Raw genomic sequence first — 23,304 nt, 5'->3', positions numbered from 1 at the left:
GTAGGCTTCCCGCTCGTGGCGACGCTCGAGGACCCCCGGCGGCCCCCCGAGCCCCCTGCCGGACCACCCGGGGCCACCGGGCTGTCCGAGACCGCCGACGGCCGGTCCGTGCCGACGGCCTGGCAGCGCGCCCGCGGGCGGCTGGCCGACGTCGAGACGCGGCTGCAGGGGCGGGTCGCCGCCTGGGGTGCCGCGATCGTCGTCGCCCTGCTCGCCTTCGGGATGCGGGCGTGGCGGCTGGGTGACCCCGACCGCTTCGCCTTCGACGAGACCTACTACGCCAAGGACGCCTGGGGCCTGCTCAACAACGGCTTCGTGCGTGACTACCAGGACGAGGTCGCCGGCCAGGACATCAACGACGCGATCCTGTCCGGACGCACCCAGGGCATCTGGGACGACGGCCCGTCGATGGAGGTGCACCCCGAGGTCGGCAAGTGGGTGATCGCCCTCGGCGAGAAGGCCTTCGGCATGGACCCCTTCGGCTGGCGCATCTCCGCCGCCGTGGTTGGCGCGCTCATGGTCCTGGTCATCTGCCGGGTGGCCCGGCGACTCACCGGGTCGACCCTGCTCGGCTGCGTGGCCGGCCTGCTGCTCGCCTTCGACGGGCTCCACTTCGTGCTCTCGCGGCTGGCCCTGCTCGACATCTTCCTGGCCTTCTTCCTGCTGTGCGCGGTGGCCTGCCTGGTCAACGACCGCGACTGGTACCGGCGGCGGATGGCCCGCCTCGTCGACCCCGCCGACCAGTCCCCTCCCGACGAGTCGTCGCCGGATGGGCGCAGCCTGGAGGTTGGGCAGGTCGACCTCTGGGCATGGGGGCCGGTGCGCGGACTGCTGTTCCGCCCCTGGCTCCTGGCCTCCGGCGTGCTGTTCGGCCTGGCCATCGGCACCAAGTGGACCGCCGCCTACCCCCTCGCCGCCTTCGGCCTGCTCGTGTGGCTGTGGAGCGCCGGCGCCCGCCGCTCGTTCGGCGTCCGGTGGGCCGTGCTGCGCTCGGCGGTCGTCGACGGCGTACCGGCGTTCGCCCAGCTCGTGCTCGTCGCGCTCGTCGTGTACGTCGCGTCGTGGACCGGCTGGCTGGCCCACGCCGGCGAGTACGAGGAGTCGCTGTCGTCGACGCAGTACACCGGCTTCTACGAGGAACGCCCCTGCATCGTCGACGAGAACGGCGAGCGGCAGACCGACAACCTCAGCGACGACAGCGCCACCTGGCCGACGGCCACCGAGCCCGACGCCACGGGCCTCGGCGAGGTCGTCCAGTCGCTGCGGTCGCTGTGGTACTACCACCAGGACGTCTACGACTTCCACACGCACTACCTGAACTGCAGCGAGCACACCTACCAGTCGCAACCCTCCGGCTGGCCGCTGGTCAACCGGCCCGTCGGGGCGGCCACCCAGCTCGACATCCAGCCCGGCACGCAGGGCTGCGACGCCGCCGCCGGCAGCGAGTGCTACCAGCAGGTGCTGCTCATCGGCACGCCGGTCCTGTGGTGGGGCGGCGCGCTGGCCCTGGTCGCCGCGGCCGTGCTCTGGGCCGCGACGCGCGACTGGCGGTTCGGCGTCGCGGTCACCGGCGCCCTGTCGACCTGGCTGCCCTGGCTGATGTACGACGACCGGCCGATCTTCTTCTTCTACGCCATCGCCTACCTGCCGTTCATGGTGCTCGCGATCACCCTGTGCCTCGGCAAGCTCATCGGACCGTCCCGGCTCCCCTCGGCCCGCCGCACCGTCGGCGTCGTCGTGGCCGGGTCGTTCCTGGTGCTGGTCGTGATGAACTTCGCCTACTTCTACCCGATCCTGTCCTACGAGACGATCGCCAAGGGCGCCTGGATGGACCGGATGTGGTTCTCCCGCTGGATCTGAGCGGGGACCACCCACGGTGGCTGAGGTGCGAGGAGCGCCGGCGACGAGCCTCGAGGCCCCGCAGCCGCCCCTCGACCCCACCCCGACCGTTGGCCGCCACTAGCCTCGGTCCATGCCGTCGTGGACCCCGGGCTGGGGCGACTTCCCGCAGCCGCTGCTCGACTTCTGGACCGAGCGCCACCTCTACACGCTGACCACCGTGCGCCCCGACGGCCGGCCGCACGCCGTCCCGGTGGGCGTGGCGCTCGACCACGAGCAGGAGTGCGCGTGGGTCATCACCGGGGGCGGGTCGCGCAAGGCTCGCAACCTCGACGTCGACGGCGGGGGGCCGGTGGCGGCGTGCGCGGTCGACCGGGCGCGCTGGTCGACGATCGAGGGCACCGGCGTCGTGCTGCGCGACGAGGAGTCGGTGGCCCGGGCGTGCGCGATGTACGCCGCCCGCTACCGCGAGCCGCGCCCCAACCCGGAGCGGGTGGCCATCCGGATCACCGTCGACCGGTTCCTGGCCCAGGCGGGCCTGCTCGAGTCCGCCTAGGAGTGCCGAGCCGGGACTAGCCGGCCTGCTCGGTCGTCTCGACCTGCTCGGTCGAGCCCGGGGGCGGCGTGTCCGACCTGGGCGACTCGCCGTCGCCCAGGCAGTAGTCGCCGAACTGGGCGAGGTCGACCGGGTCGAAGTGGGACGGGTCGTCGTGGGAGCCCACCACGAGGTGGTAGGTGATGTCGTAGCCCCGCGACGTCAGGGTGGAGATCAGCGCCCCGCCGTTGTCGCGCAGGCCGACCAGCTCGTCCTCCGGGGAGGCGACGACCCGGTAGCGGATGTCGTCGGGCAGGTCGTCGATGTTGCGGACCGGGTTGCGGTCGCTCGGCACCGGGCCGCCGTAGGCCTCGGCGATGAACGCCCGGGCGCCCTTGACGCGGTCCATCTTGGTCAGGGAGATGGCCGGCTTGACGCCGTACCAGCACTTCGGGGGCTCGGCTCCGTGCAGCATCGCGTTGAGCGAGACCGCGCCGCCCATCGACCCGGAGACCCACAGGCTGGCCGGGACGCCGGCCTTCTCCTCGGCCCACTCGGTCAGCGCGATGGTGTCGAGGGTGGAGGCCTCGTTGCCCCAGGACTCGTCGTGGAACTGCGAGGACGCCACCGCCCACCCCGAGCGCAGCAGCGACCCGAGCCAGGCGCCGTCGACGCGGTCGTTGACGTCGCCGCCCTGGCCGTGGAAGTAGATCGCCAGGCCGCGCGGCTCGGCGTCACCGGTGGGCAGGGAGACCCGCACCTCTTGGCCGTCGAGCTCGCCGCGGATCGTGCCGCCGGCACGCTCGCCGCTGGCGCCCGTGGTGACCAGCACCAGGGCGGCCGTGAGCAGCCCGAGGACCGCGACGCGGGCGAGCAACGAGGCTCGCGCGGGCAGGTGGCGCATGGGACCTCCGGTCAGCGAGTGGGAGCGGGCTCCTGCGGAACGGGCGCGAGTCTAGGCGGGGGCACCGACAATCCTGGAACCGTCGCTGCTCGGGACGTCAGGAGCGCGCCTCGAGGGCCTCGGTGAGCAGGGCGACCAGCGCCTCGGTCTGGATGTCGGCGGACGACCCGACCTCCTCGTCGGACCCGTCGAGGGCGCGGGCGGCGAGGCCGGCCTTGCTGTCGATGAGCTCGGCGACCTTGGTGTCGACCGTCTGCGCCGCGATGACCCGCCAGGCCGTGACCGGCTGGTCCTGGCCGATGCGGTGGACGCGGTCGATGGCCTGGGTCTGCTCGGCGTCGGTCCAGGACAGCTCGGCGAGGACGACGTTGGAGGCGACCTGGAGGTTCAGGCCCACGCCGGCCGCGGTCAGCGAGCACACCACGACCTGCACCTCGGGATCGGTGACGAAGGCGTCGATGTTGGCCTGGCGCACCTTGGGGGTCTGGTCGCCGCGGACCGAGGCGGAGCGGATGCCGCGCTTGGCGAACAGCGCCTCGGCCTGGTCCATGACGTCGACGTGCTTGGCGAAGAAGACGACCTTGCCGACGTTGCGGGCCAGCTGGGCGGCGTAGTCGGCGGCCAGTCCGGCCTTGGCCGAGCCGATGCGGCGCATCATGGTGAAGACGTTGTCGCCGTCGCCGGAGATGCCGCCGCCGGTCTCCTCGCGCTCCCACGTGGCGACGCGGCGCACGAGGTCGTGGTCGATGCCCTCGACGGTGACGCCGGAACGGCGGGTGGCCAGCGCCATGTCGTAGCGCTCGAGCAGGCGGCGGGCCAGCTCGCGCTCGGCGGCCCGGATCGAGCGGCCCTCCTCGCCCTCGAGCTCGACCGGCAGGTCGGCGATGCGGCGGGCGGGGATGTCGGAGGCGACGTCGACCTTGCGGCGGCGCACGATGCCGAGGTCGATGACGGCCTGCCGGGCCGCCGGGTAGAACGGCGGGTCGATCGGCGTCAGGCCGGTCTCCTCGAGCCGCTCCATCAGGTCGGGCAGGGGCTTCTTCTCGTCGATCCAGCCCAGGAGCTGCCAGATCGCGCGGAAGTCGTCGATGTCGTTGATGAGCGGGGTGCCGGTCAGGGCCGTCATCAGCGGCCGCGGGGTGCGCGCGCGGATGGAGTCGGCGAGCTGCAGCACGTGCTGGGAGCGCTGGGAGGTCTTGTTCTTGATGAAGTGGGCCTCGTCGACGACCATCCCGCGGAAGCCGTGGTTGCGCATCCAGCCGACGTGCCGGTCGAGGATCTCGTAGTTGACGATGACGATGTCGGCGTACCCGTCGACGCCGGCGCCGTTGCCGTGCACGACGGTCGCGGGGCGGTGGGGGGTCCACAGGCCGGCCTCGCGCGCCCAGTTGGTCTTGACGACGCTCGGGACGACGACGAGCAGCGGGAACGCGTCGGCCGCCTGCGCGGCGAGCAGCGCCTGCGCGGTCTTGCCGAGGCCCGGCTCGTCGGCGAGCAGGAAGGTGCGGTGGCCCGCGGCCGCGGCGGCCACGACCTGCGCCTGGTGCTGCATGAGCTCGAGGCCGGCCGGGGCCTTGACCGAGCTCTCCTCGGGCAGCGGCATGCACGACGGCGCGCCGCCGGCGGCCCGCTCGAAGGACTCCAGCAGCGGCTCGATGAGCTCCCAGCCGGCGAGGTGGCGGGCCTGGTAGGGGCGGCGCACGCCGGAGAAGTCGGGCGCCAGGAACGGGTGGGCCAGCTGGTAGGAGAGCACCGAGGCCGGCACGACCTGGCGGTCGGGGTCGAAGCCACCGCCGTTGCCGTTGCCGGCGGCGGGCTCGGGGGCGGCGGGCTCGGCCTCGGCGACCTCGACACCGGCCGCGGCCAGCATCTCGCGCTTGAGGTCCTTGGCGGCGTCGGAGACCGAGGCGTCCTCGGCCAGCAGCTGCAGCAGGGAGGTGTCGCGCGCGGTCGTCTTGGCCAGGATCGTGCCGATGCCGTCGAGCCGCTTGAGCATGTCGGCGCGCTGGCCCTCGCCGATGGCGGGGTCGACCTTGACGCGGGCGCGCTCCTCGCGGGCGAGCAGCGCCACCACCTGGAACTTGGTGCGGCTCGTGGGCTTCACCTTGCCGCGCTGGGCGGCACCCTCCACCTCACGCACCGCGCGGGCGAGGATCGGGATGATCCCCTCGTTGTCGAGCTCGCGCCCACGACGCGCACGTCCGTGCTGGCGCTGGCCACCTCGAGCCAAGGACTTCCTCCTAGGAACCTGCGGCACCCGGGCGCGCTGGCGCGCGCGGTGCCACGGGGATGCGCCGGGACCGGGTCGGCGGGCCGTCGGCACGGCGCGTCCGGGATGCTGCGGGACGCCTCGTGCGCGGGCCCGGTCGAGGGTCGCCAGGCGATGGCTGCCACGGGTCCGCGGGCGGGCCGGTGGCCGGGACGCCGACCAGCCGGTCGGCGTGCGGACGATGCTACCTCGGCACCGTGGCGGACGTGGCATTACCCACGTCGAGGCGTGGGGCGCCGAGGAAGGCGCTCAGGCGCGGGTGCGCTCGCGCGTCGTGCGCTCGACGTACGCCGCGCGGGCGTCGCCGTCGACGTCGAGGAAGACGTGGTCGAGGCCGAAGCGGTGGCGCAGCCACGGGCGCGCGCGCGACGGGAACAGCGTCCACGCCGCGCCGGTCGGGCCGAGGAACCGGGGCACGGTGCGTCCCGGCCCCGGTCGGTCGAGGGCCCGCAGCACGGTGGCGGCCACGTCGTCGGGGGTGACCGGGCGGCTCAGCCGACCGGTGCCGTAGGTGCCCTGGATGAGCTCGGTGGCGGTGAAGGACGGCAGCACGCACGCCACCCGGACCCGGGGGCCACCGGCGGCGGCGAGCCCGGCGAGCTCGGCGTCGACGGCCTCGCTGTAGGCGAGCACCCCGGCCTTGGTCGCGCTGTAGACCGCCGAGCCGGGCATCGGGATGCGGCCGGCCAGGGAGGCGACGTTGACCACCGCTCCTCCGCGACCGGAGCGCCGCATCCGCTCGGCGGCGAGCCGCGTGCCGAGGACGACCCCGACGAGGTTGACGTCGACCTGGGCCAGCTGGCGCTCGAGCGGGGTGTCCAGGTGGTCGCCGAGGACCATGAAGCCGGCGTTGCCGACGAGGACGTCGAGGCGGCCGTGGCGCCGCTCGACCTCGTCGAGGAACGCCGTCCACGACGCCTCCTCGGCCACGTCGAGGGGCAACGCGTCGCCGCCGACCTCGCGGGCGACCTGCGCAGCGAGGTCGAGGTCGAGGTCGCCGACGACCACGGTGGCGCCGCGGTCGGCGAGGGCACGGGCGGTCGCGGCGCCGATGCCGCGGGCGCCGCCGGTCACGACGGCCACGCGGCCGTGGAGGTCTGAGGTCATGCCGCCGATCGTGGCACAGATCGACAGGTTCGTCCCAACGTCCCACGGCGGTCTAGCGTGGGCCCGTGCCCGCCCCGCGCGACGACGCGATCCTCGACGCGGCCCGCCACGTCTTCGAGCAGTACGGCGCGCGGCGGGCGACCGTCGACGACGTGGCGGCCACCGCCGGGGTCAGCCGGTCGACGCTCTACCGCTCCTACCCCGGCAAGGAGGCGCTGCTCGCGGCCGTGGTGCAGCGCGAGACCGACACGTTCTTCGACGAGCTCGACGAGGTCGCGGCCGGCCTGCCGCCGCGCCAGGCGCTGGTCGAGTGCTTCGTGCGCGGCATCTCGCTGCTGCGCCAGGTCCCGGTGCTCGGGCGGCTCGCGGTGACCGAGCCGGCCGTGGTCACGGGCACGCCCGGCCACCCCCCGCTGCTGCGCCGCCACACCGACCGGGTCGCGGCGACGCTGCGGCGCGCCGGGGCGGCCCTGCCGGACGCCGAGCTGGAGCAGGCGGCGGAGATCCTGGTGCGGCTCGCCTCGACGTACCTCGTCGACCCGGAGGGCTCCCTCGACCTCGCCGACCCCGCGGCGGTGGGCGCCTGGGCCGACCGCTGGCTCGTGCCGCTGCTGCCCTGACGGACCTCGCGGTCAGGGGACGTCGGCAGCGACCTCGCGGGTCCAGGCGGCCTTGACCGAGCGCCACTGCTCGTCGTCCATGCCGCGGCGCCAGTAGGGCGAGCACGACAGCAGGTCGCGGTCGACCAGCCCGCGCTCGAGCAGCAGCCGGCGCACGGCGCGGGTGGCGACGGCCTCGCCGTGCACGAACGCACTCACCGAGCCGGGCAGCGGGTCGATCGCGGCGACGGCGGCGACCAGCAGGTCCTCGACCGGGCCGTCGGCGCCCGCCCGGTGCACCCACCGGACGGTGAGGTCGCCCGGCGAGTCGAGCGGGACCTCGCCGCCGGCGTCCTCGACCTCGAGCACGGCGGTGACCGGTCGCCCCGCGGGCACGGCGGCCAGCGAGGCCGCGACGGCGGGCAGGGCGCTCTCGTCGCCGACGAGCAGGTGGGAGTCGGCCTCGGGCGCGGGCGACCACGAACCCGCAGGACCGCGCAGCTGCAGCCGGTCGCCCACCTGGGCCCGCTGGGCCCACCGGCCCGCACGGCCGACGTCGCCGTGCACCACGAAGTCGAGGGTCAGGACGCGCTGCTCGTCGTCCCAGTGCCGCACCGTGTAGCGGCGCGGGTAGGGCCGCTCGTCACGCGGGAGGTCGCGCACGGCCTCGTCGTCGAACGGCACGGCGTACGCCGCCCCGTCGGGCAGGAACTGGGCGTTGACGTAGGCGTCGGTGCCGGCCGGGGCCGCGAACCCCTCGAGACCCGGGCCACCGAGGCGGACGCGGACGAGCTGGGGCGTGAGGACCTCGGTCGAGACGACCTCGCCGTAGACGGTGGGCACGTCGGCCGAGCGTACGCCCCGGGCCCGGGCACCCGGCGTGCGCCGCGTCAGCGGGCGGCGACCGCCACCCGGGTCGAGGCGGCGAGGTGGCGGCCGGTGCGCTGGAGGCGCACCTCGTACAGCGTGCGGCGCCTCTCGGGGCGCACCCTGAAGGTCACGGTGCGGTCGGCCCCGACGCGCTTGGACACGCTGAGCACCGTCCCACGACGGATCGGCACGAGGTCGACGTAGTCGCCCGGCTGCGCGCCGCGCACGCGGACCGTGACGACGCCGCGCCGCTCGTTGGCCGCGACGACCGGCTGCAGGTCGACCCGGCGGACGTCGCTGCCGGCCTTCGGCCCGACCAGCCGCAGCAGGACGGTCTCGTCGACGACGGGCGTGGTCATCGAGACCGAGCCGTTGCGGGCGCTGGCCTGGGTGGCGACCACCCGCCAGTCGCCGTTGGTGGCCCGCATGGCGAGCTTCATCGGCCACCGCGGCACGGCCCGGCCGCGGCGGTCGGTGACCACGCCGGTGACGGTGACCCGACCGCCGCCGGTGAGCCGGGTGGTGGACGGCGCGATGCTCACCCGTGCCGGCACCTGGGTCGGCGTGGGGGTGGGAGTCGGCGAGGGCGGCGCCGTGGTGGGCGGCGCGGTCGTCGGCGGGGCGGTGGTGGGCGGCGGGGTGGGCGGCTGGGCGGCCGGGGGCGTCGTCGGGTCGGGCCTGGCCTGCCGGGAGGGTGAGGACCGGCCCGGCGAGCGCGACGGGGAAGGCGGCTCGCCGGGCGCGGTCCTCGTCGCCGCTCCCGGACCGGGGCTGGTGGACCCGGCAGAGGGCGACGTCGGGGGGACGGCGCCGGTGGCCCCGGGGTCGGTCCCCGGGGGCGCGAAGTCGGGGTCGGCCGGGCCACCCAGCGCGCCGAGGTCGGCGCGGGCCGGCGGCGCCGGGCCGCGCTCGGGCGCGGGGACGCCGACGGGGCCGAGCATCCGGTGGGCCAGGCCCTGGACGGGGTCGGGCAGGGTGCTGGTGAACGCGGCGGCGACGCCGGTGCCGAGGGCGACCCCGACCACGAGCGTGCCGCCGGCGATGCCGAGGCGCCGCCCGGTCCGCGACGTCCGGCCCGGGCGACCCGAGCGACCCGGGGTGGCGACGGCCGCGGCGGGCGGGGCGAAGGCGTCGCGGTAGGCGCGGAGCGCTCGCGCCTCCCCGGTCAGCTCGGCGGGGGTCGCGGGGGCCTGCAGGGCCCGGACGAGGGGGTCGTCGTCGTGCTCGGTCACCGGGCACCGTTTCTTCGGTCGTGGGGGTCGGACGAGGTGTCGCCGGCGGGTCCGGCGGGGCCGGCAGGGTCGGCGGGGTCGCGGGGCAGGCGGTCGGCGAGGGTGCGCAGCGCGCGGTGCACGGCCACCCGGACCGTGCCGGGCTGCTTGCCGACGATGTCGGCGACGGACTGCACGTCGAGGCCGGCCACGACCCGCAGCAGCACCATCTCGGCCTGCTCGGGGGGCAGGGTCGCGACCAGGGCGAGCGCGTCGCGGGTCGCGTCGCGCTCCCCCGCCACGGCCTCGGCGCTCGCGGCCGGCACCCGCGGCTCGACCGGCTCGGCGACGGGGACGGCGGGCCGGGCGGCGCGGGCCCGGGCGTGGTCGATGGCCCGGTGGCGAGCGACGGTGAACAACCAGCCGCGCAGCGCGGCCGCGCCACCCTGGAAGTGGGGCAGGTCGCGCACGACCTGCAGCCAGACCTCGGCGGCGACGTCGTCGGCGGCGTCGCGGCTGCGCACCCGCAGGTAGCGCAGGAGCAGCGGGTGCAGGGCGCGGTAGAGCACGACGAAACCGCGCTCGTCGCCAGCCCGGGCCAGGTCGAGGGCCGCGTCGAGGTCGGTCGGGTCGACGGCCTGGGCGTCTGGGGCGGGTCGGGCGGCCGGCGGGGTCGCCGCGGACCCACCGGCGCGGTCCTCGGACGGACCGCCCCGACGGGGACGAAGGCGGGGGCCGTTGCTCAGGCGGCCACCGTACGTCGGCGGGTGGAGGCGCACGTGATCGGCGAGCCCTGGGTGGGCGGGCACGGCACGGGACCTCCTGCGCGTCGTCGACGGTCGTCACCCGGGAGAACGGACGCGGGGGCCGCAGCGTTACACGGTCGTGCGCGGCCCCCGCCGACTTCGGCCGCGAGCGCCCCGGGTGCTACCGTCTCTCCTCGCGTCCTCGGACGCACCGGGGCTGTGGCGCAGTTGGTAGCGCGTCTCGTTCGCAATGAGAAGGTCAGGGGTTCGAATCCCCTCAGCTCCACCCCGTCCCACCGAGCCGCAGGTCGACCACGACCTGCGGCTCGCTGCGTCGCGGGGTCGGCCCCGTCCCGGTGGCCGCCTCGGCGAGGATGGCCCGGTGCCGTTCCCCGACCTCCGCCCCGTCGACGACCTGGCCCCCGCCGCGTGGCTGGTGGACTCGGTCGACACGTTCGGCCCGACGGTGGGCACGATGCTGCCGGCGGGGTTCGCGGCCCACGCCCGGGTGCTGCACCGGCCCGACGACGGGCTGCCCGACGAGACCTCGGCCCGGTCGTGGGCCGAGGTGGCGCAGCGCCACGGCACGGTCGTGCACCCGGAGGTGCAGTGGACGGCGCTGACCGGCGGGCGCGTGGACTCCCCGCACGACCCCACCGACCCGGAGTCACCGACCGACGAGCCGACGTGCGCCACGCTCGACCGCCTGACGCTCCCGCTCCTGGCCCGCGTGCTCGCGGAGCACACCACCACGCCCGAGAGGTGCCACACCGCGCTGTGGGAGGGGTTCGGGAGCTCGCCGTGGTCGTGGCGGGACCGGCCGACGTGGCGCCTGCCCGGACGGACGCACTGGCTGTTCGCCCCGGTGCCGGTCGTCGACGTGCCGGCGCTGTCGGTCGAGCTGCAGGTGCGCGGCGCCGAGGAGGACCTGCGCCGCCACGGCGAGCTGCGCACGCTGGTCATCGGCGGCCCGGGCAACGACGACCCGGTGGCGCGGGCCGAGGCGAGCCAGCGGTGGGTGGCGTGGCTGCGGGAGTCGGGCGACGTCCAGTCGCCGACCTGGTGGTGGCCCGAGGACCGGGCCTGGGTGGTGCACTCCGAGATCGACCACGACAGCACCCTCGTCGCCGGGTCGCGCGACCTCGTGGCGGCCCTGCTCGACGAGCCCGGGATCGAGTGCCTCGAGGTGACGGCCCGCACCAGCCTGCTCGCCGGAGCGGACCGGGTCAACGGCGACGGGCCGGGCGAAGGGCCGGGCGAAGGGCCGGGCGAGGGGCCGGGCGAGGGGTCGGCCGACGGCTGACCCGGGCGGGTCAGCGCCGACTGAGCAGCCCGCGCGAGCGGCGCGAGCGCCGGGACCCGCGGGAGTCCTGCTCGAGCTTGTCCTTGGCCCAGCGCACGCCGAGCAACGAGAGGATCTTCCAGACCACCCAGCCGAGCAGCTGGAACACGGTACGACGCGGCTTGCCCATGCCTTACAACGTAAGGCGCGATCCCGGGAGACCGGTCCACCCCTAGGGCGCCGCGGGTGCCGCCACCCCGCCGGGTGGCGGGCCTCCCGTTGCGACCGCCGACCTGTGAGGCTCGGGGCATGAGCCGTCCCCCCGTCGCCCGCACCGCGGACCGGCCCGCCCACGACCGTTCCCGCCTCATCGGCACCGGCATCTCCTGGACCGCCCGGTGGAGCGGGCGCTGGATCCTCATCGCCATCGGGGCCGCACTGCTCGGCGTGGTCGTCGGCCAGCTCTGGCCGATCCTGCTCCCGGTCTCCCTCGCGCTGGTGCTCACCACCGTGCTGGAGAAGCCGGCCCGGCTGCTCGAGGACCGCCTGCGGTTCCCGGCCGCGCTGGCCGCGGCGACCGTCCTGCTCGGCGGGATCCTGGGCCTGCTCGCCGCCGGGTTCGCCATCGCACCGCTCGTCAGCGGCGAGGCCGGCGACATCGTCGACGACGCCTCGGCCGGCCTGCAGACCGTGCAGGACTGGATCAACGACCAGGACTTCGTCAGCCGCGACCAGATCGACGCGGGCATCCAGGCCGTGCAGGACCGCCTGCAGGGCAGCGGCGGCTCGATCGCCAGCGGCGTGCTCAGCGGGATCGCCGCGGCCACCTCCGGCCTGGTGACGGCCGTGGTGGCGCTCATCCTCACGTTCTTGTTCCTCAAGGACGGGCGCGGCTTCATCCCCATGGTCGAGCGGATGGTGGGCGAGCCCGCCGGCTTCCACATCGCCGAGGTGCTGCGCCGGTCGTGGCGCACCCTGGGCGGCTACATCCGCACCCAGGCGGTGGTGAGCGCCATCGACGCCGTCCTCATCGGCGCCGCCCTGCTCATCGTGGGCGTGCCCCTCGCGGTGCCCCTGGCCCTGCTCACCTTCATCGGTGGCTTCATCCCGATCGTCGGCGCGTTCGTCGTGGGCGCCCTCGCCGTGCTCGTGGCGCTGGTCTCCAACGGCCTCACCGGCGCGATCGTCATCCTGGTCGTGATCGTGCTGGTGCAGCAGCTCGAGGGCAACGTGCTCTCGCCGTGGCTGCAGTCCAAGAGCATGCAGCTGCACGCCGCCGTCGTGCTGCTCTCGGTCACGCTCGGCGGCACCCTGTTCGGCATCACCGGCGCCTTCCTGGCCGTGCCCGCAGCCGCGGTCGTCGGCGTCGTCGTGCGCTACCTCGACGAGGTCGTCGGCGAGCGCTCCCGCCCGCAGCCCGTACGGCTCGAGCGGGGCGCACCGCCGCCGGGACCGCCCGTGGACCGCGGGACGGACGAGCCCGGCGAGGGCGACGAGAGCGACTAGGCCGGGAAGGGGAAGACCGCCGGGCTGCGGTGGCCGTCGCGGCCGACGGCCCGCACCCCGAGCACCACGTTGTCCTTCGACAGGTCGATCGTGGCCTCGGTGGCCCGACCGACCGGCACGACGCGCTGCCACAGCGGCTCGGCCGTCGGGCGCCACACGACCTCGTACGACGCCGCCTCGCCCGAGCCGGGCGACCAGCGCAGCGTGCTGTCGTTGGTCAGGTCGGAGGTGTCGACGACGACGTCGGTCGGCACCCCGGGCGCCTGGGCGAGCGACCAGGCCGTCGCGAGGTTCACCCGGGCCACGCCCGCGATGTAGTCCCAGTCGCAGAACTCCGGCAGGTCGCCGTACTGCCGGCCGTCCTCGACGCGGACGTCCTGGTGCTGGTGGGCGAAGTCCTCGGCGGGCTCGGTGAAGCGGGCCGCCGGGAAGCGGGCGTCGAGGAAGGCGCGGTGGTCGCCGCCGCGCAGGTAGCGGTCGAGCCGGTAGACCAGGCGCACCTGCATGCCCGTCACCGCGCGCGGCGCGACCTCGGTCACGAACCGGCCGAGCTGTCGGGTGGGGCTGTCGTTCTCGCCCCCGATGGCGATGCGGGTCGCGCGGGTCTCGTCGTCGTCGGTGCGGGGCAGGCCCTCGACGAACAGGCGCACGCTGCGCCGGTCGACCTCGCCGTCGTCGGCGCGGCTCGCCCCGACGATGTCGTCGGTGAACATGGCCTGCACGTCGACGCCCTCCTCCCGCAGCTGCCGGGCCAGGAAGGCGGCGCCGTACAGGCCCTGCTCCTCCCCCGCGACCGCGGCGAGCACGATGGTCGCGCGAGGCCGGCGGGTGGCCAGGATGCGTGCGAGCTCCATGGCCACGGCGACGCCGGAGGCGTCGTCGTCGGCGCCCGGCGCGTCGCTCTCGGCGTCCATCACGTCGGTGGCCCGCGAGTCGTAGTGACCGCTGACCACGTACACGCGGTCGGGGTCGGTCGAGCCCTCGATGCGGGCCACGACGTTGCTGATGACGGTCGGCACCGGGATGCGGCTCGCCGGCTGCTGGACGTAGGACGGCACGGTGACGGTCATCCGGCCGCCCGAGCGCGCGGCGTAGGTGCGCATCTGGGCGGCGATCCAGTCGCGGGCGGCGCCGATGCCGCGCTCGGGGTCGGTCTGGGAGCTCAGCGTGTGGCGGGTGCCGAAGGCGGCCAGGCGCTCGACGACCGCGCGGATGCGGTGCGGGTCGACCTCGCGGAGCATCGCGCGGAGCTCGGCGTCGGGTGCCTGCGGACGCAGCGGGCGTCCCGGGCCGTCGGGCCAGGCTTCCGTGAACGGGTCGTCGACAGCGCCTCCGCCACGGCCGGGGGCGGCGGCAGCGGGCCCGGTCGGGCCGGCGGCGAGCCCGGCGGCGGCACCCGCTCCGGCACCGAGGACGGCGCGTCGGGTGGGCTGGGAGGTGGGCTGGGGGGCGGGCAGGGCGGGATGGGCGTCGGTCATGCGAACCTCCGAGAACGGTCGACCGTCGAACCCCTCCCACCCTGCCACGGGGCCGGGCGGCCACGGTGGGGGCGCTGGGGACGGCGACCTAGGCTCGGCGCATGCGCTCGCTCGACCCCGGTGTGCCGACCTGGCCCGTGACGGGCCTGTCGCTGGTGCTGGGGTTCGCGGTCGCGGAGGTCACCGGCGTGCGCGCGCTGGGCGGCGTGGTGCTGGTGCTGGCGCTCGCCTGGTGCGGGCTGGTGTGGCTCGGCCGCGGCACCCGGCGGCCGGTGGTGGCGGGCCTGGTCGTCCTCTACCTCGCGCTCTTCGCGCTCTCCCACGTGGTCGCCGAGCCGCTGGGGGCGTGGCCCTCGGTCGCCCTGGTCGCGGTCGTCATGGCCGCTGCGACCTGGGCCGTGGCCGACCGGGCCTCCACCCGCGTGCTCACGCCGTAGGACGGAACTGGTCTGGACGACACCCCGTGCGGTACCCGCACCCGGCCCGGCCGGGGCAAGATGCCTGCGTGCCGGGCCGGACACCGTTGTCCCTGGAGGACAACACCCCCCTCGACAAGGGGGCCGTCGACGTCCGCGCGCGCTGCGGCTGGGTCGTGCGGATGGTCCGCCTCACCGCCCCCGGCGCACCCACGCTGAAGCAGCTCGCCGAGGCCGCCGGGACCAACTCCGCCCGGCTCCACCGGCTCGAGACCGGCGCGCTGCGCGACGGCGCGCTGCTCGACGCGTGCGAGGAGGCGCTGGGCGCCGAGACGGGGTCGGTGCGCGCCGCCGTCGACGTGACGTGCCGGACCTTCCCCGCCGACAGCCCGCCCGACACCCGCCCGGGCAGCCCCGCGACCGGCGTACGGGCCGTGTCGGACCTGACCGAGGCGCTGCTCGACGCGGCCGACGCCGGCGAGGTCATCGCCGCCGGCGCGTGGCTGCGGTGGTCGCGGGCGATGGCCGCCGCCGGCGCGGTCGGGCTGCCGGAGCGGCTCGCCCGACCGCTCGTCGACCGCCTCGTCGACGAGCTCGGCCGCAGCGTCGGACCGGGCTACCCGGTCCGCTACGAGTCCCTCGCCCTCCTGCGCAGCGGTCCCTACGGCCACCTCGTCGTCGACGCCGCCCGCGCCGTGGTCGCCGAGCCCGACGTGCAGCGCGTGGCCGACCTGGTGAGCGCGGTCAGCGAGGCCGTGACCGCCGACGCCGTCGCCCTCGCCGTCGACCTGCTCGCCGACGACCGCGTGCGGGTGGCCGAGGCCGGCGCCCTGGCCGTGGAGAACCTCGCCGCGGTCGGCCCCGACCCGGCCGGCCTGTGGGCACAGCTGGTCCCGAGCCTGGTCGACGCCTACGTCGCCGGGTGCGACGACCCGGTCCGCTGGGAGTGGCTCTCCCACCTGCTGCGCCTGGCGCCGGTCGCGCTGCTGCGCCCCCACCAGGCGCGGCTGCCCCGACCGCCGGCTCCCAAGGCCGCGATCAGCGACTGGTCGGCCTCGCGCGCCAACGCCTACTGGTCGACCTGCGAGGACCTCGCCCGCCGCGTGTGCGCCGAGGCCTCGGTGACCTACCAGCCGATGGTGGTGCGGCTGCTCTTCGACGTGGCGATGAGCCACCACGAGACCCGCGGGGTCACCAGCTACATGCTCGTCGGCGCCGTGCCGGCCCTCGTCGGGCCCGTTGCCGACGCGGTCGCCGAGATCGCCGAGACCCACGACGACGAGGTCGTCCGGGCGCGGGCCGCGCGGCGCCTGCGCGGCGCCCTGTGGGGCGTCCTGCCCGCCCGGGCCGAGGGGTGGGTCGACGGCCCCGACCCCGTCCTCGACGCCACCGGGCTGGCCCTGGCCGGCGCCGCCGGGACGCGGCTCGACCCGGCGGCGTACGACGACGCGCTGGCCGACCCCGCCCACCGCACGGCGGCCCTGTTCGGGCTCGGCATGGCCGGCCACCCCCACCTCGCGCTGCTCGCCGCCGACCGGCCCGCGGGGGCGGGTGCCGGGGCCGTCGACCCCGAGGTCGCCGGTGCGGCTCGGTGGTGGTGCCGGCACGGGGCGCGGGTCGTGCGCTGACGGCGGGGCGCTGACGGCCGGGCGCTGGCAGCGGGAACCAAGGCCCCGGCGCCGAGGGTGCCGCTCGCCGGCACCTGGGCGTCGCCGCGCGTTCACCGACCGCCCACCGGGCACGCCTAGCGTCGCCCGGCGGAGGTGGCGATGCGGACCAGGACGGCCGAGGCCGGCCACCGGTGGGTGGCCGGGGCGACGGGGCACTGTGCGCGCTGCGGCCTGCGCCGGCGCGAGACGTGGGTGCTCGACGACGAGGGCCGTCCCGTCACCGCGGTCATCTGGTCCGACCCGGCCGGCCGGCCGCTGCGGGCCGTCGTCTTCCCGTACATGCGCGGCGCCGACCCGGCACTGCTCCCCCGCGCGACCCTGCCCGCGGCGTACCCGGGGCTGCCGATCGGGCGGGAACCGACCTGCCGGCCCGACCGGTTCGGCTCGTCGGCGGGCGCAGGCCCGGTCAGCCGAAGCGGCCGTTGACGTAGTCGCTGGTGCGCTGGTCCTGCGGGTCCTCGAACATCGCGCGGGTCTCGCCGTGCTCGATGATGACGCCCGGGGTGCCGTGGGAGGCGAGGAAGAAGGCGCAGCGGTCGGAGACGCGGGCGGCCTGCTGCATGTTGTGCGTGACGATCACGATCGTCACCTCGCGGGCCAGGTCGAGCATCGTCTCCTCGATGACCCGCGTCGAGGTGGGGTCGAGGGCCGAGCAGGGCTCGTCCATCAGCAGCACCCGCGGCTTGATGGCCAGCGAGCGGGCGATGCAGAGCCGCTGCTGCTGACCGCCCGACAGGCCGCCGCCGGGGGCGTCGAGCCGGTCGCGCACCTCGGTCCACAGCCCGCCCTTGACCAGGCACTGCTCGACGAGGTCGTCGCGCTCGGACCGCGAGGCCTTGGTGCCGGTGAGCTTGAGCCCGGCGAGGACGTTCTCGCGGATCGACATCGCGGGGAACGGGTTGGGCTTCTGGAAGACCATCCCGATCGCGCGCCGGGCGTCGATGAGCCGTCGCGAGGGGTCGTAGATGTCCTCGCCGTCGAGCAGCACTTCACCGGCCAGCGCGGCCGACGGCACGAGCTCGTGCATCCGGTTGAGGATGCGCAGGAAGGTCGACTTGCCGCAGCCCGAGGGGCCGATGAGGGCGGTGATGCCGCCCGCCGGCATGACCAGCGAGACGCGGTCGAGCACCTTGCGGTCACCGAACCACGCGGTGATCTCGCGGCCCTCGAGCTCGGCGAGCGGCGCGGTGGGGGCGGCGGGCACGGGCGGGGGCGGCGGGGCGTCGTACGCCGGGACGGTGCTGGTCACGGGGGTCTCCGGTGGTCCTGGGCGGTGGCGGTGGTGGTGCGGGCCCGGCGCCGGGCGGCCGTGGGAGGACGGCCGCCCGGCGGGGCGCAGGGGGTGCTACTTCTTGAAGGTGACGGTGAACTTCTTGCTCGAGCCGAAGCCGTTGCCGTCGCCGCCCCAGGTGATGGTCAGGGTGGACTTGCCCTTGCCGACCTTGGACTTCTGCAGGGTGAGGGTGGCCTTGCCGCCCGCGAGCTTGCCGGAGCCGACGGTCTTGGCGCCCTCCTTGACCACGACCGAGCCGGTGGGCTTGGCGGCGCTGCCGGACAGGGCGACGGTGACCACGCCCTTGGCCGACTTCTTCTTCTTGCTCACCGAGGCCGGGAAGGACTCGGAGATGCCCGAGGCGGCCTTGACGACCGCGGCGCCCTGGCCGGAGGAGGCGACGAAGGTCGAGTCGGGGTCGGGGACGTAGTCGGCCTTGACGACGACGGCACCGGGGGCGCGCTTGAGGTTCAGGGTCGCGACGCCGCCGATGACTCCGGCCGGGGCGCCGAGCTCGGCGCCGGTGCGGGCGTCGGAGAACTGCACGAAGCCGGTGGGCGTGGCCGAGGCCGAGACCCGGGCGGTCACGCGTGCGGCGCCGGGGGCCGAGCTGGTGCCGGAGACGCGGGTGGTCGTCGCGATCGGGAGCGCCTCGCTGTTGGTCTTGAGGCTGGCCGCGGGCTCCTTGCTGGCCTGGCCGCACACGCCGCCGTCGGCGACGCTGTCGAGCTGGGCGAAGCCGGCGAGGCGGATCTCGTCGTTGGCGCCGTCGGAGCAGAAGAAGCCGTCCTGCCCGAACAGGGCCTGGATGGCGGGCTTGCCGAGGTCGTCACCGCGGACGACGTTGTACAGCGCGCGGTCGGCCGAGAAGCCGCCCTCGACGCGCAGGGCCGAGCCGGCCAGGGCGGCGCGGCCGGCCGAGAACGGGGCCACGACGGCCGGGTCGTCGGCGATGGCCGCTGGGTCGTTCTCCTGGAACTCCCCCACCGAGCCGGCCAGCGTGACGGGCTTGTTGTCGTTGGCCGCGGTCAGCTGCGCCTCGAAGAAGGACCGGGTGCCCGAGCCGGGCTGGGGGATCTTGGGCTCGATCTTCGCGTCGGCGCCGCCGAGCTGGCTCCAGTTGGTGACCTGGCCGCTGTAGATCTGCACCATCTGCGCCGGCGTGATGGTCGTGGGGGCCTTGGAGGCCACCGAACCCGACACGACGAGCTTGAGGGTGTCGAGGGCGAACGGGAAGGCCTGCAGGCCCGCGTTCTTCTCGTTGGTGCTGAGGGCCGAGGAGGAGCGGGCGAAGTCGATGTCGGCGTTGTTGCCGGAGCCGTACAGCGCGGCCTTGCCCTGGCCCGAGCCGTTGGGCCGGGGCTTCAGGCCCGAGGGCAGGGCGATGTCGCCGCCCCCGGTGGCGGCGAAGGTGGCCAGGCGGGGCTGGCCGGCGGCGACGCTGCCGTTGTAGGTGGTGGCGAGCCGCAGGAGCGCGTTCTGGCTGGTGTCGGAGCCGGCGCCGATGATGTCGGCCGCGACGGGCGTGAACGGGGTGTCGTCGGGCTGCGGGGTGTAGGCGGCCCGGGCGCCGACGCTGGTCAGGCCGAGGACCGACCCGGTCACGGCGACGGTGACGGCGCCGGCGAGGGACTTGCGGACGAACATCTCGGGTGTGCTCCCTTGGGTGGGTGGTGCGTGATGGGTGGGTGGTGCGGTCGGAGTGCGTCCCGCGGGCCCGAGCGCGCGGGGGTCAGGGGTCAGGGGGTCAGAGGAGGTTGGGCAGCAGCCGCATCCCGGTGTCGGTGGTGAGCCAGGCGAGGCTGACCGCGACCGGGCCGGCCACGGTCCACACCAGGACCGCCGACCAGCGCTGCCGGGCCAGCACGACGACGACGCTGAGCCCGACCAGCAGGGCCAGCCAGAGGGCCAGCAGCGGCAGGGCCGTGGTGTCCCGGGCCAGGGCCTCCTCGGAGGCCGGCGGCGCGAGGCCGTAGCCGCCGGGCGTGGGGAGGGCCTCGAGGGCCACCGCGTCGACGTACACGGTGGTGCTGGGGGCGAGGGCCGCGAACGTCCCGGAGCCCTCGGCCGAGACGAGCGTGAGCACGGCCGGGTCGGTGAACGTGGGCACCGGGTCGCCCTCGCGGCGGACGCCGAGCACCTCGAGCCGCGTGGAGCCCTGGGCGGTGAGCACCTCGACGTCGTCGCCGGGCCGCAGCTGCCCGATCCGGGCGAACGGCGCGCCGTACGTCGCGGCGCGGCCCATCAGCACCGAGAAGCCCCGCTGCCCCGGCAGCGGGGTGCCGCGCTGGTGCCCGGGCCCGGCGAGGAGGTCGCCGGAGGCGGTGCCCTCGACGACGACCTCGTCGACCCCGATGGCCGGGATGCGCACGATCGCGACGGGGTCGCCGACCGGGATCGTCGGTCCGAGCGGGGCCGTGGTCTCGGCCAGCTGGACGCGGAAGTCCTGGAAGAGCAGCGTCTGCTCGCGGTCGTGGGCGACGCCGCTGAGCACGAGCAGCTGGAGCACGGCCCAGACGCAGACCAGCACCACCATGGTGCTCGCGGTGCTGACGACGGCGCCCAGCCCCTGCGGAGCCGGCCGGGCGGGACGCACCGGGCTTGTCGGGCGACGCGCCCGCGTGCGGCCGGGACGCGTCGGGAGCGTCGGGACCGCCGGCGGCGGGGACGGCGGCACCGGAGCGGCCGCCTCCGGGCGCGGGGAGGTCATGGTCACGACAGCCCCCGCGGGGGACGGACGAAGAACCGGGACCCGGCGCGGACGAGGCCACCGACGACCGCGGCGGCGAGCAGCAGGGGCAGCAGCCGACCGGCGGTGCCCGAGGTCTCGGTGGTCGTCGGCGAGGCGGCGGGCTCGGCCTCGTCGACCCCGAGGGTGGCGGTCGCGCTCGGTGCCGCGGCGGCGGGTGCCGAGGCCGGCGGCTCCTCGGCCACGGGGGTCTCGACGATGCCGGGCGAGGAGCCCGCGGCCGGCGGCGCGGCGGCCGGAGGGTCGTCCTGCTCCTCGACGGGCGCGGGCTGCTGGGCCTCGATGGCGTCGGCGACGACCTGGGCCGAGCGGAACAGCGGGGCCGTCGGCCCCTTCTCGGTGATCGGCAGGAAGCCGGCGGGCAGCTGGCCGTTGCCGCTGCCGCGGCGCTGGCCCTCGGTCGTGGCGATGCGCACGAACTGCGCGACCTTGTCGGCCGAGTCCTGGTCGAGGCCGCGGAGGCGGGCGGCGGTGTAGACGATCATGGTGCCCGGGTAGGCCTTCCCGTCGCGGACCAGGCGCCGGGCGTCGAGCTCGAACGGCTGCCGTCGCTGGTCCTGCTCGGCCAGGCCCACGGCGCGCGCCATGGAGGCGTCGGAGGGAGCGACGAAGCGGCCCTTCGAGGTCTGCAGCGCCGCGGTCTTGATGCCGTAGCGGGCGGCGTCGCCGAGGCTGACGACCCCCAGGACGAACCGGGACCCGAAGGCCTGGCGATCGATCCGACCGAGCTTGTAGAGCTTGGTCGCGGCGTCGTAGTCGCACTTGGTCTGCACGTTGGGCCAGGCGTCGAGCAGGGCCTCGGAGATCTTGCGCATCGTCGTGACCGGGGCCGCGAGCTGGGTGAAGTAGACCGACGGGTTCTGCTGGCGGCAGGTGTTCTCCGTCTGGGGGACGAAGGTGTCCAGCAGCGGCCACTCGCTGCGGGGCAGCTCGATGCGGCGGTAGGCCGGGTTGACCCGCATGCCCCACGGGTCGGGCTTGCCGTCGACGAAGGCGCTGGCCGCCTCGTCCTGGGCGATGTAGGCGGTGAGCTGCTCGATGACGTCGGAGTCGTTGGACAGGGAGAGCAGCGTGGCGCCCGCCTCCACCGCCGTGGCGCTCAACCCCGTGTTCAGCGCCTGGAACTCGGGGTCGGCCATGATCGCCAGGGGGTTCTCGGCCATGCCGGGGTGGTCGCGGCCGAGGTCGGAACCGAGGTAGCTCTGCGTCAGCAGCTTGGCCAGCAGCCGGGGCGTCAGGCGCAGGGTGCCGTACTCGCCGGCGTTGCCGGGACGGTCGACCTCGTAGCCGATGGCGAAGCCCGTCACCGCGGTCGGGGCGTAGCCGACGGGGTCCTCGCCGCGGCCGTCCTGCTCGGAGGAGACGACCGCGGCGGGGGCGGTGCCGTTCTCCATCAGGCGGTAGCCGGCGACGTCGGACATCTGGTTGAGCTGGAACTTGAACCGCTTGCGGCTCAAGCAGTACGCCGGTGACCACTGCAGCCCGGCCTGTGCGAGCAGCTCGGTGCCGTAGAACCCGGTCGGGGCACGCTGGTCGAGGACGTCGCAGGTGTCGGGCGGCAACCCGAAGGTGACCGGGACGGAGAAGCGGTGGCGCCAGTTGGACTCGCTCCACCACAGCGCGGGTCCGACCGCGGCGTCGATGCTGTCGCCGACGCCGTTGCTCGACCCGGGCGCGAACTTGCCGAAGGCCCGGCAGGCCTTGTCGTCCAGCGTCGGCGGCTCGGCCGGCTGCTGGCAGCTCAGGCCCAGGATCGGGATGACGACGATGGAGCAGGCCACCGTGTCGCTGCAGCCCAGCGACTCGTTCTCCACGTCGCTGCGCAGCTCGAAGTTGACCGACCCGTTGCCGTCCTCGTCGGTGAAGGCCGCGACCTCGGCCGGCGGGAAGGCGGAGTCGACCGCCGCCTCGGGCGGCATCGAGTCGGCGTCGCAGGCCGGGTAGCGGGTGCCCGAGCGGGCCACGAACGGCGTGAGCCGGGTGCTGTACGTCGGGACGTCGAAGTCGGGGCACTCCTGGGCCTCCACCCCGGCGGTGCCGGTGACCGGGACCTTGGCCGCCGGGGCGGCGTACCGGTCGGCCCGCCAGAGCGCGAGGCCCTCGGACCGGGTGACCTGGCTGCGCTGGTCGAAGGAGGAGGTCCAGCAGGTCTCGGGGCGCACCTGCTGGGCCACCGGCAGCCGGGCGTCGTCGCGGCCCCGGCACTGCATGACCACGACGGGGTACTCCTGGTTGAGGCCCTTCTCGCCGTAGGGGCTGGCCGCGCGGCCGCCGCTCGGCTGCGCCCCGCTCCAGGAGATGCGGATGCGCTGGCGCCCGCGGAGGTCCTCGGTCTGGTCGGCTCTCACCGTCACGTCCCAGCTCGACACCGTCGTGCTCGTGCCCTGGGCGTCGACGAAGGTGCGGGTGAGCGTCTTGGTGGCGGCGTACCCGCCGGACGCGCCGGCGCTCGCCCGGGGCGTGGGGTCCGGGGCGGGGGCGGCGGTGCTCGGGCCAGGGGCGGTGAGCAGCCCGACGCCGAGCACGGCGACCGCGGCGCCGAGCGCGAGCACGGGGCGCAGCCGGCGGTGACGGGCGGTCATGCCGAGCCCCCGCGGCGGCGTGCGCGGGCGGTGACGAGACCGGGCAGCAGCACCAGGGCGACCAGCAGGAGCACCGCGACCCAGCCGAACGTGCCGGAGTCGAGCGGGCGGTCGGCCAGCGTGGTGGAGCTGGCGTAGACCGCCTCGTCGGAGGTCGCGGCCGGGACGGCGCCCGGCGCGGCTGCGGCCGCGCCGGGGGGCCCGGCGGCCGCGGGCGCTCCGCCTGGCGGAGCGGCGGTCCCCGGGGCGGCGCCGCCGGCCGCCGGCG

At 75.6% G+C, this 23,304-nt stretch carries 20 protein-coding genes, 1 tRNA gene and 1 pseudogene; 9 read left to right on the top strand and 13 right to left on the bottom strand.

Features of this window, described 5'->3' with window-relative positions:
* Positions 1 to 15: 15 nt before the first annotated feature.
* Positions 16 to 1,860 carry a dolichyl-phosphate-mannose--protein mannosyltransferase gene (locus FJQ57_RS14205; protein WP_246081824.1) on the top strand — a complete coding sequence of 615 codons (1,845 nt, stop codon included), beginning with the start codon at positions 16 to 18 and terminating at the stop codon, positions 1,858 to 1,860.
* Between the two features lie 112 nt (positions 1,861 to 1,972).
* Positions 1,973 to 2,395 (top strand): pyridoxamine 5'-phosphate oxidase family protein, encoded by a 423-nt coding sequence (locus FJQ57_RS14200; protein WP_139981407.1) that lies wholly within the window; start codon positions 1,973 to 1,975, stop codon positions 2,393 to 2,395.
* A 16-nt stretch (positions 2,396 to 2,411) separates the two neighbouring features.
* On the opposite strand, the gene FJQ57_RS14195 is transcribed toward FJQ57_RS14200, so the two are convergent.
* The 3 genes from FJQ57_RS14195 to FJQ57_RS14185 all read right to left on the bottom strand — a co-directional run bounded on the left by FJQ57_RS14195 (position 2,412) and on the right by FJQ57_RS14185 (position 6,654).
* Positions 2,412 to 3,278, bottom strand: coding sequence for an alpha/beta hydrolase family protein (locus tag FJQ57_RS14195; RefSeq protein ID WP_139981405.1), 867 nt, complete (start codon positions 3,276 to 3,278; stop codon positions 2,412 to 2,414).
* 97 nt (positions 3,279 to 3,375) lie between these two features.
* Positions 3,376 to 5,508: a DEAD/DEAH box helicase gene (locus tag FJQ57_RS14190; protein WP_246081823.1), complete on the bottom strand. Its 2,133-nt coding sequence runs from the start codon at positions 5,506 to 5,508 to the stop codon at positions 3,376 to 3,378.
* A 288-nt stretch (positions 5,509 to 5,796) separates the two neighbouring features.
* On the bottom strand, positions 5,797 to 6,654 hold the full coding sequence (locus FJQ57_RS14185) for an SDR family NAD(P)-dependent oxidoreductase (RefSeq protein WP_139981401.1): 858 nt from the start codon (positions 6,652 to 6,654) through the stop codon (positions 5,797 to 5,799).
* A gap of 65 nt (positions 6,655 to 6,719) precedes the next feature.
* On the opposite strand from FJQ57_RS14185, the gene FJQ57_RS14180 reads away from it, so the two are divergent.
* Positions 6,720 to 7,274, top strand: coding sequence for a TetR/AcrR family transcriptional regulator (locus tag FJQ57_RS14180; protein WP_139981399.1), 555 nt, complete (start codon positions 6,720 to 6,722; stop codon positions 7,272 to 7,274).
* A gap of 12 nt (positions 7,275 to 7,286) precedes the next feature.
* On the opposite strand, the gene FJQ57_RS14175 is transcribed toward FJQ57_RS14180, so the two are convergent.
* The 3 genes from FJQ57_RS14175 to FJQ57_RS14165 are packed head-to-tail and all read right to left on the bottom strand — an operon-like array spanning position 7,287 to position 10,143.
* Complete coding sequence (locus FJQ57_RS14175; RefSeq protein WP_139981397.1) at positions 7,287 to 8,096, bottom strand: siderophore-interacting protein; 810 nt, start codon at positions 8,094 to 8,096, stop codon at positions 7,287 to 7,289.
* Between the two features lie 47 nt (positions 8,097 to 8,143).
* Positions 8,144 to 9,355, bottom strand: a complete 1,212-nt coding sequence (locus tag FJQ57_RS14170) for a hypothetical protein (RefSeq protein WP_139981395.1) — start codon at positions 9,353 to 9,355, stop codon at positions 8,144 to 8,146.
* Entirely contained in the window at positions 9,352 to 10,143 is a 792-nt protein-coding gene (locus tag FJQ57_RS14165; RefSeq protein WP_211348939.1) for an RNA polymerase sigma factor, read from the bottom strand. The genes FJQ57_RS14170 and FJQ57_RS14165 overlap by 4 nt, the downstream gene beginning before the upstream one ends.
* A 150-nt stretch (positions 10,144 to 10,293) precedes the next feature.
* Between FJQ57_RS14165 and FJQ57_RS14160 the strand changes: the two genes are divergently transcribed.
* Together FJQ57_RS14160 and FJQ57_RS14155 are read left to right on the top strand one after the other, a co-directional pair.
* Positions 10,294 to 10,366 (top strand) — tRNA-Ala (locus FJQ57_RS14160).
* Between the two features lie 96 nt (positions 10,367 to 10,462).
* A complete protein-coding gene (locus tag FJQ57_RS14155) occupies positions 10,463 to 11,383 on the top strand; it encodes a hypothetical protein (protein ID WP_139981393.1) in 921 nt (306 codons plus the stop codon).
* Between the two features lie 10 nt (positions 11,384 to 11,393).
* Here the strand turns inward: FJQ57_RS14155 and FJQ57_RS22590 are convergent, their stop codons facing one another.
* Entirely contained in the window at positions 11,394 to 11,552 is a 159-nt protein-coding gene (locus FJQ57_RS22590) for a hypothetical protein (protein ID WP_170219442.1), read from the bottom strand.
* Between the two features lie 119 nt (positions 11,553 to 11,671).
* Between FJQ57_RS22590 and FJQ57_RS14150 the strand changes: the two genes are divergently transcribed.
* Positions 11,672 to 12,868, top strand: coding sequence for an AI-2E family transporter (locus FJQ57_RS14150; RefSeq protein ID WP_139981391.1), 1,197 nt, complete (start codon positions 11,672 to 11,674; stop codon positions 12,866 to 12,868).
* Here FJQ57_RS14150 and FJQ57_RS14145 read toward each other — a convergent pair.
* Complete coding sequence (locus FJQ57_RS14145; RefSeq protein WP_139981389.1) at positions 12,865 to 14,346, bottom strand: M28 family metallopeptidase; 1,482 nt, start codon at positions 14,344 to 14,346, stop codon at positions 12,865 to 12,867. The two genes, FJQ57_RS14150 and FJQ57_RS14145, sit on opposite strands and share 4 nt — an antisense overlap.
* A 101-nt stretch (positions 14,347 to 14,447) precedes the next feature.
* On the opposite strand from FJQ57_RS14145, the gene FJQ57_RS14140 reads away from it, so the two are divergent.
* The 3 genes from FJQ57_RS14140 (at position 14,448) to FJQ57_RS14130 (ending at position 16,858) form a co-directional block, all read left to right on the top strand.
* A complete protein-coding gene (locus tag FJQ57_RS14140; RefSeq protein ID WP_139981387.1) occupies positions 14,448 to 14,783 on the top strand; it encodes a hypothetical protein in 336 nt (111 codons plus the stop codon).
* A gap of 68 nt (positions 14,784 to 14,851) precedes the next feature.
* Positions 14,852 to 16,390 (top strand): hypothetical protein, encoded by a 1,539-nt coding sequence (locus FJQ57_RS22585; RefSeq protein WP_170219441.1) that lies wholly within the window; start codon positions 14,852 to 14,854, stop codon positions 16,388 to 16,390.
* Between the two features lie 141 nt (positions 16,391 to 16,531).
* Positions 16,532 to 16,858, top strand: coding sequence for a hypothetical protein (locus FJQ57_RS14130; RefSeq protein ID WP_139981385.1), 327 nt, complete (start codon positions 16,532 to 16,534; stop codon positions 16,856 to 16,858).
* Here FJQ57_RS14130 and FJQ57_RS14125 read toward each other — a convergent pair.
* From FJQ57_RS14125 to FJQ57_RS22580, 5 genes and pseudogenes are all read right to left on the bottom strand, one after another.
* The gene (locus FJQ57_RS14125; protein WP_211348965.1) at positions 16,839 to 17,636 is read right to left on the bottom strand and encodes a phosphate ABC transporter ATP-binding protein; all 798 of its coding nucleotides are present in this window, start codon (positions 17,634 to 17,636) and stop codon (positions 16,839 to 16,841) included. The two genes, FJQ57_RS14130 and FJQ57_RS14125, sit on opposite strands and share 20 nt — an antisense overlap.
* Before the next feature lie 141 nt (positions 17,637 to 17,777).
* The gene (locus tag FJQ57_RS14120) at positions 17,778 to 19,352 is read right to left on the bottom strand and encodes a substrate-binding domain-containing protein (protein WP_139981381.1); all 1,575 of its coding nucleotides are present in this window, start codon (positions 19,350 to 19,352) and stop codon (positions 17,778 to 17,780) included.
* Positions 19,353 to 19,452: 100 nt separating this feature from the next.
* Complete coding sequence (locus tag FJQ57_RS14115) at positions 19,453 to 20,301, bottom strand: sortase domain-containing protein (protein WP_170219440.1); 849 nt, start codon at positions 20,299 to 20,301, stop codon at positions 19,453 to 19,455.
* A gap of 116 nt (positions 20,302 to 20,417) precedes the next feature.
* Positions 20,418 to 23,036 (bottom strand): hypothetical protein, encoded by a 2,619-nt coding sequence (locus FJQ57_RS14110; RefSeq protein WP_139981377.1) that lies wholly within the window; start codon positions 23,034 to 23,036, stop codon positions 20,418 to 20,420.
* Positions 23,033 to 23,304 (bottom strand): annotated as a pseudogene (locus FJQ57_RS22580) (phosphate ABC transporter substrate-binding protein); the annotation flags it as partial. The pseudogene FJQ57_RS22580 and the gene FJQ57_RS14110, both read right to left, overlap by 4 nt.

This window comes from Nocardioides litoris (genome assembly GCF_006346315.1).
Classification (GTDB): domain Bacteria; phylum Actinomycetota; class Actinomycetes; order Propionibacteriales; family Nocardioidaceae; genus Nocardioides; species Nocardioides litoris.
The sequence above is the reverse complement of the archived record's forward strand: the minus strand, read 5'-3'. Positions and strand labels throughout refer to the sequence as shown.

What these genes read in the sequence shown, in the direction of transcription:
- FJQ57_RS14200 (WP_139981407.1), top strand. Translation starts at nt 1,973, where the DNA reads ATGCCGTCGTGGACCCCGGGCTGGGGCGACTTCCCGCAGCCGCTGCTC.
- FJQ57_RS14195 (WP_139981405.1), bottom strand. Translation starts at nt 3,278, where the DNA reads ATGCGCCACCTGCCCGCGCGAGCCTCGTTGCTCGCCCGCGTCGCGGTC.
- FJQ57_RS14185 (WP_139981401.1), bottom strand. Translation starts at nt 6,654, where the DNA reads ATGACCTCAGACCTCCACGGCCGCGTGGCCGTCGTGACCGGCGGCGCC.
- FJQ57_RS22590 (WP_170219442.1), bottom strand. Translation starts at nt 11,552, where the DNA reads ATGGGCAAGCCGCGTCGTACCGTGTTCCAGCTGCTCGGCTGGGTGGTC.
- FJQ57_RS14150 (WP_139981391.1), top strand. Translation starts at nt 11,672, where the DNA reads ATGAGCCGTCCCCCCGTCGCCCGCACCGCGGACCGGCCCGCCCACGAC.
- FJQ57_RS14145 (WP_139981389.1), bottom strand. Translation starts at nt 14,346, where the DNA reads ATGACCGACGCCCATCCCGCCCTGCCCGCCCCCCAGCCCACCTCCCAG.
- FJQ57_RS14140 (WP_139981387.1), top strand. Translation starts at nt 14,448, where the DNA reads ATGCGCTCGCTCGACCCCGGTGTGCCGACCTGGCCCGTGACGGGCCTG.
- FJQ57_RS14130 (WP_139981385.1), top strand. Translation starts at nt 16,532, where the DNA reads ATGCGGACCAGGACGGCCGAGGCCGGCCACCGGTGGGTGGCCGGGGCG.
- FJQ57_RS14120 (WP_139981381.1), bottom strand. Translation starts at nt 19,352, where the DNA reads ATGTTCGTCCGCAAGTCCCTCGCCGGCGCCGTCACCGTCGCCGTGACC.
- FJQ57_RS14110 (WP_139981377.1), bottom strand. Translation starts at nt 23,036, where the DNA reads ATGACCGCCCGTCACCGCCGGCTGCGCCCCGTGCTCGCGCTCGGCGCC.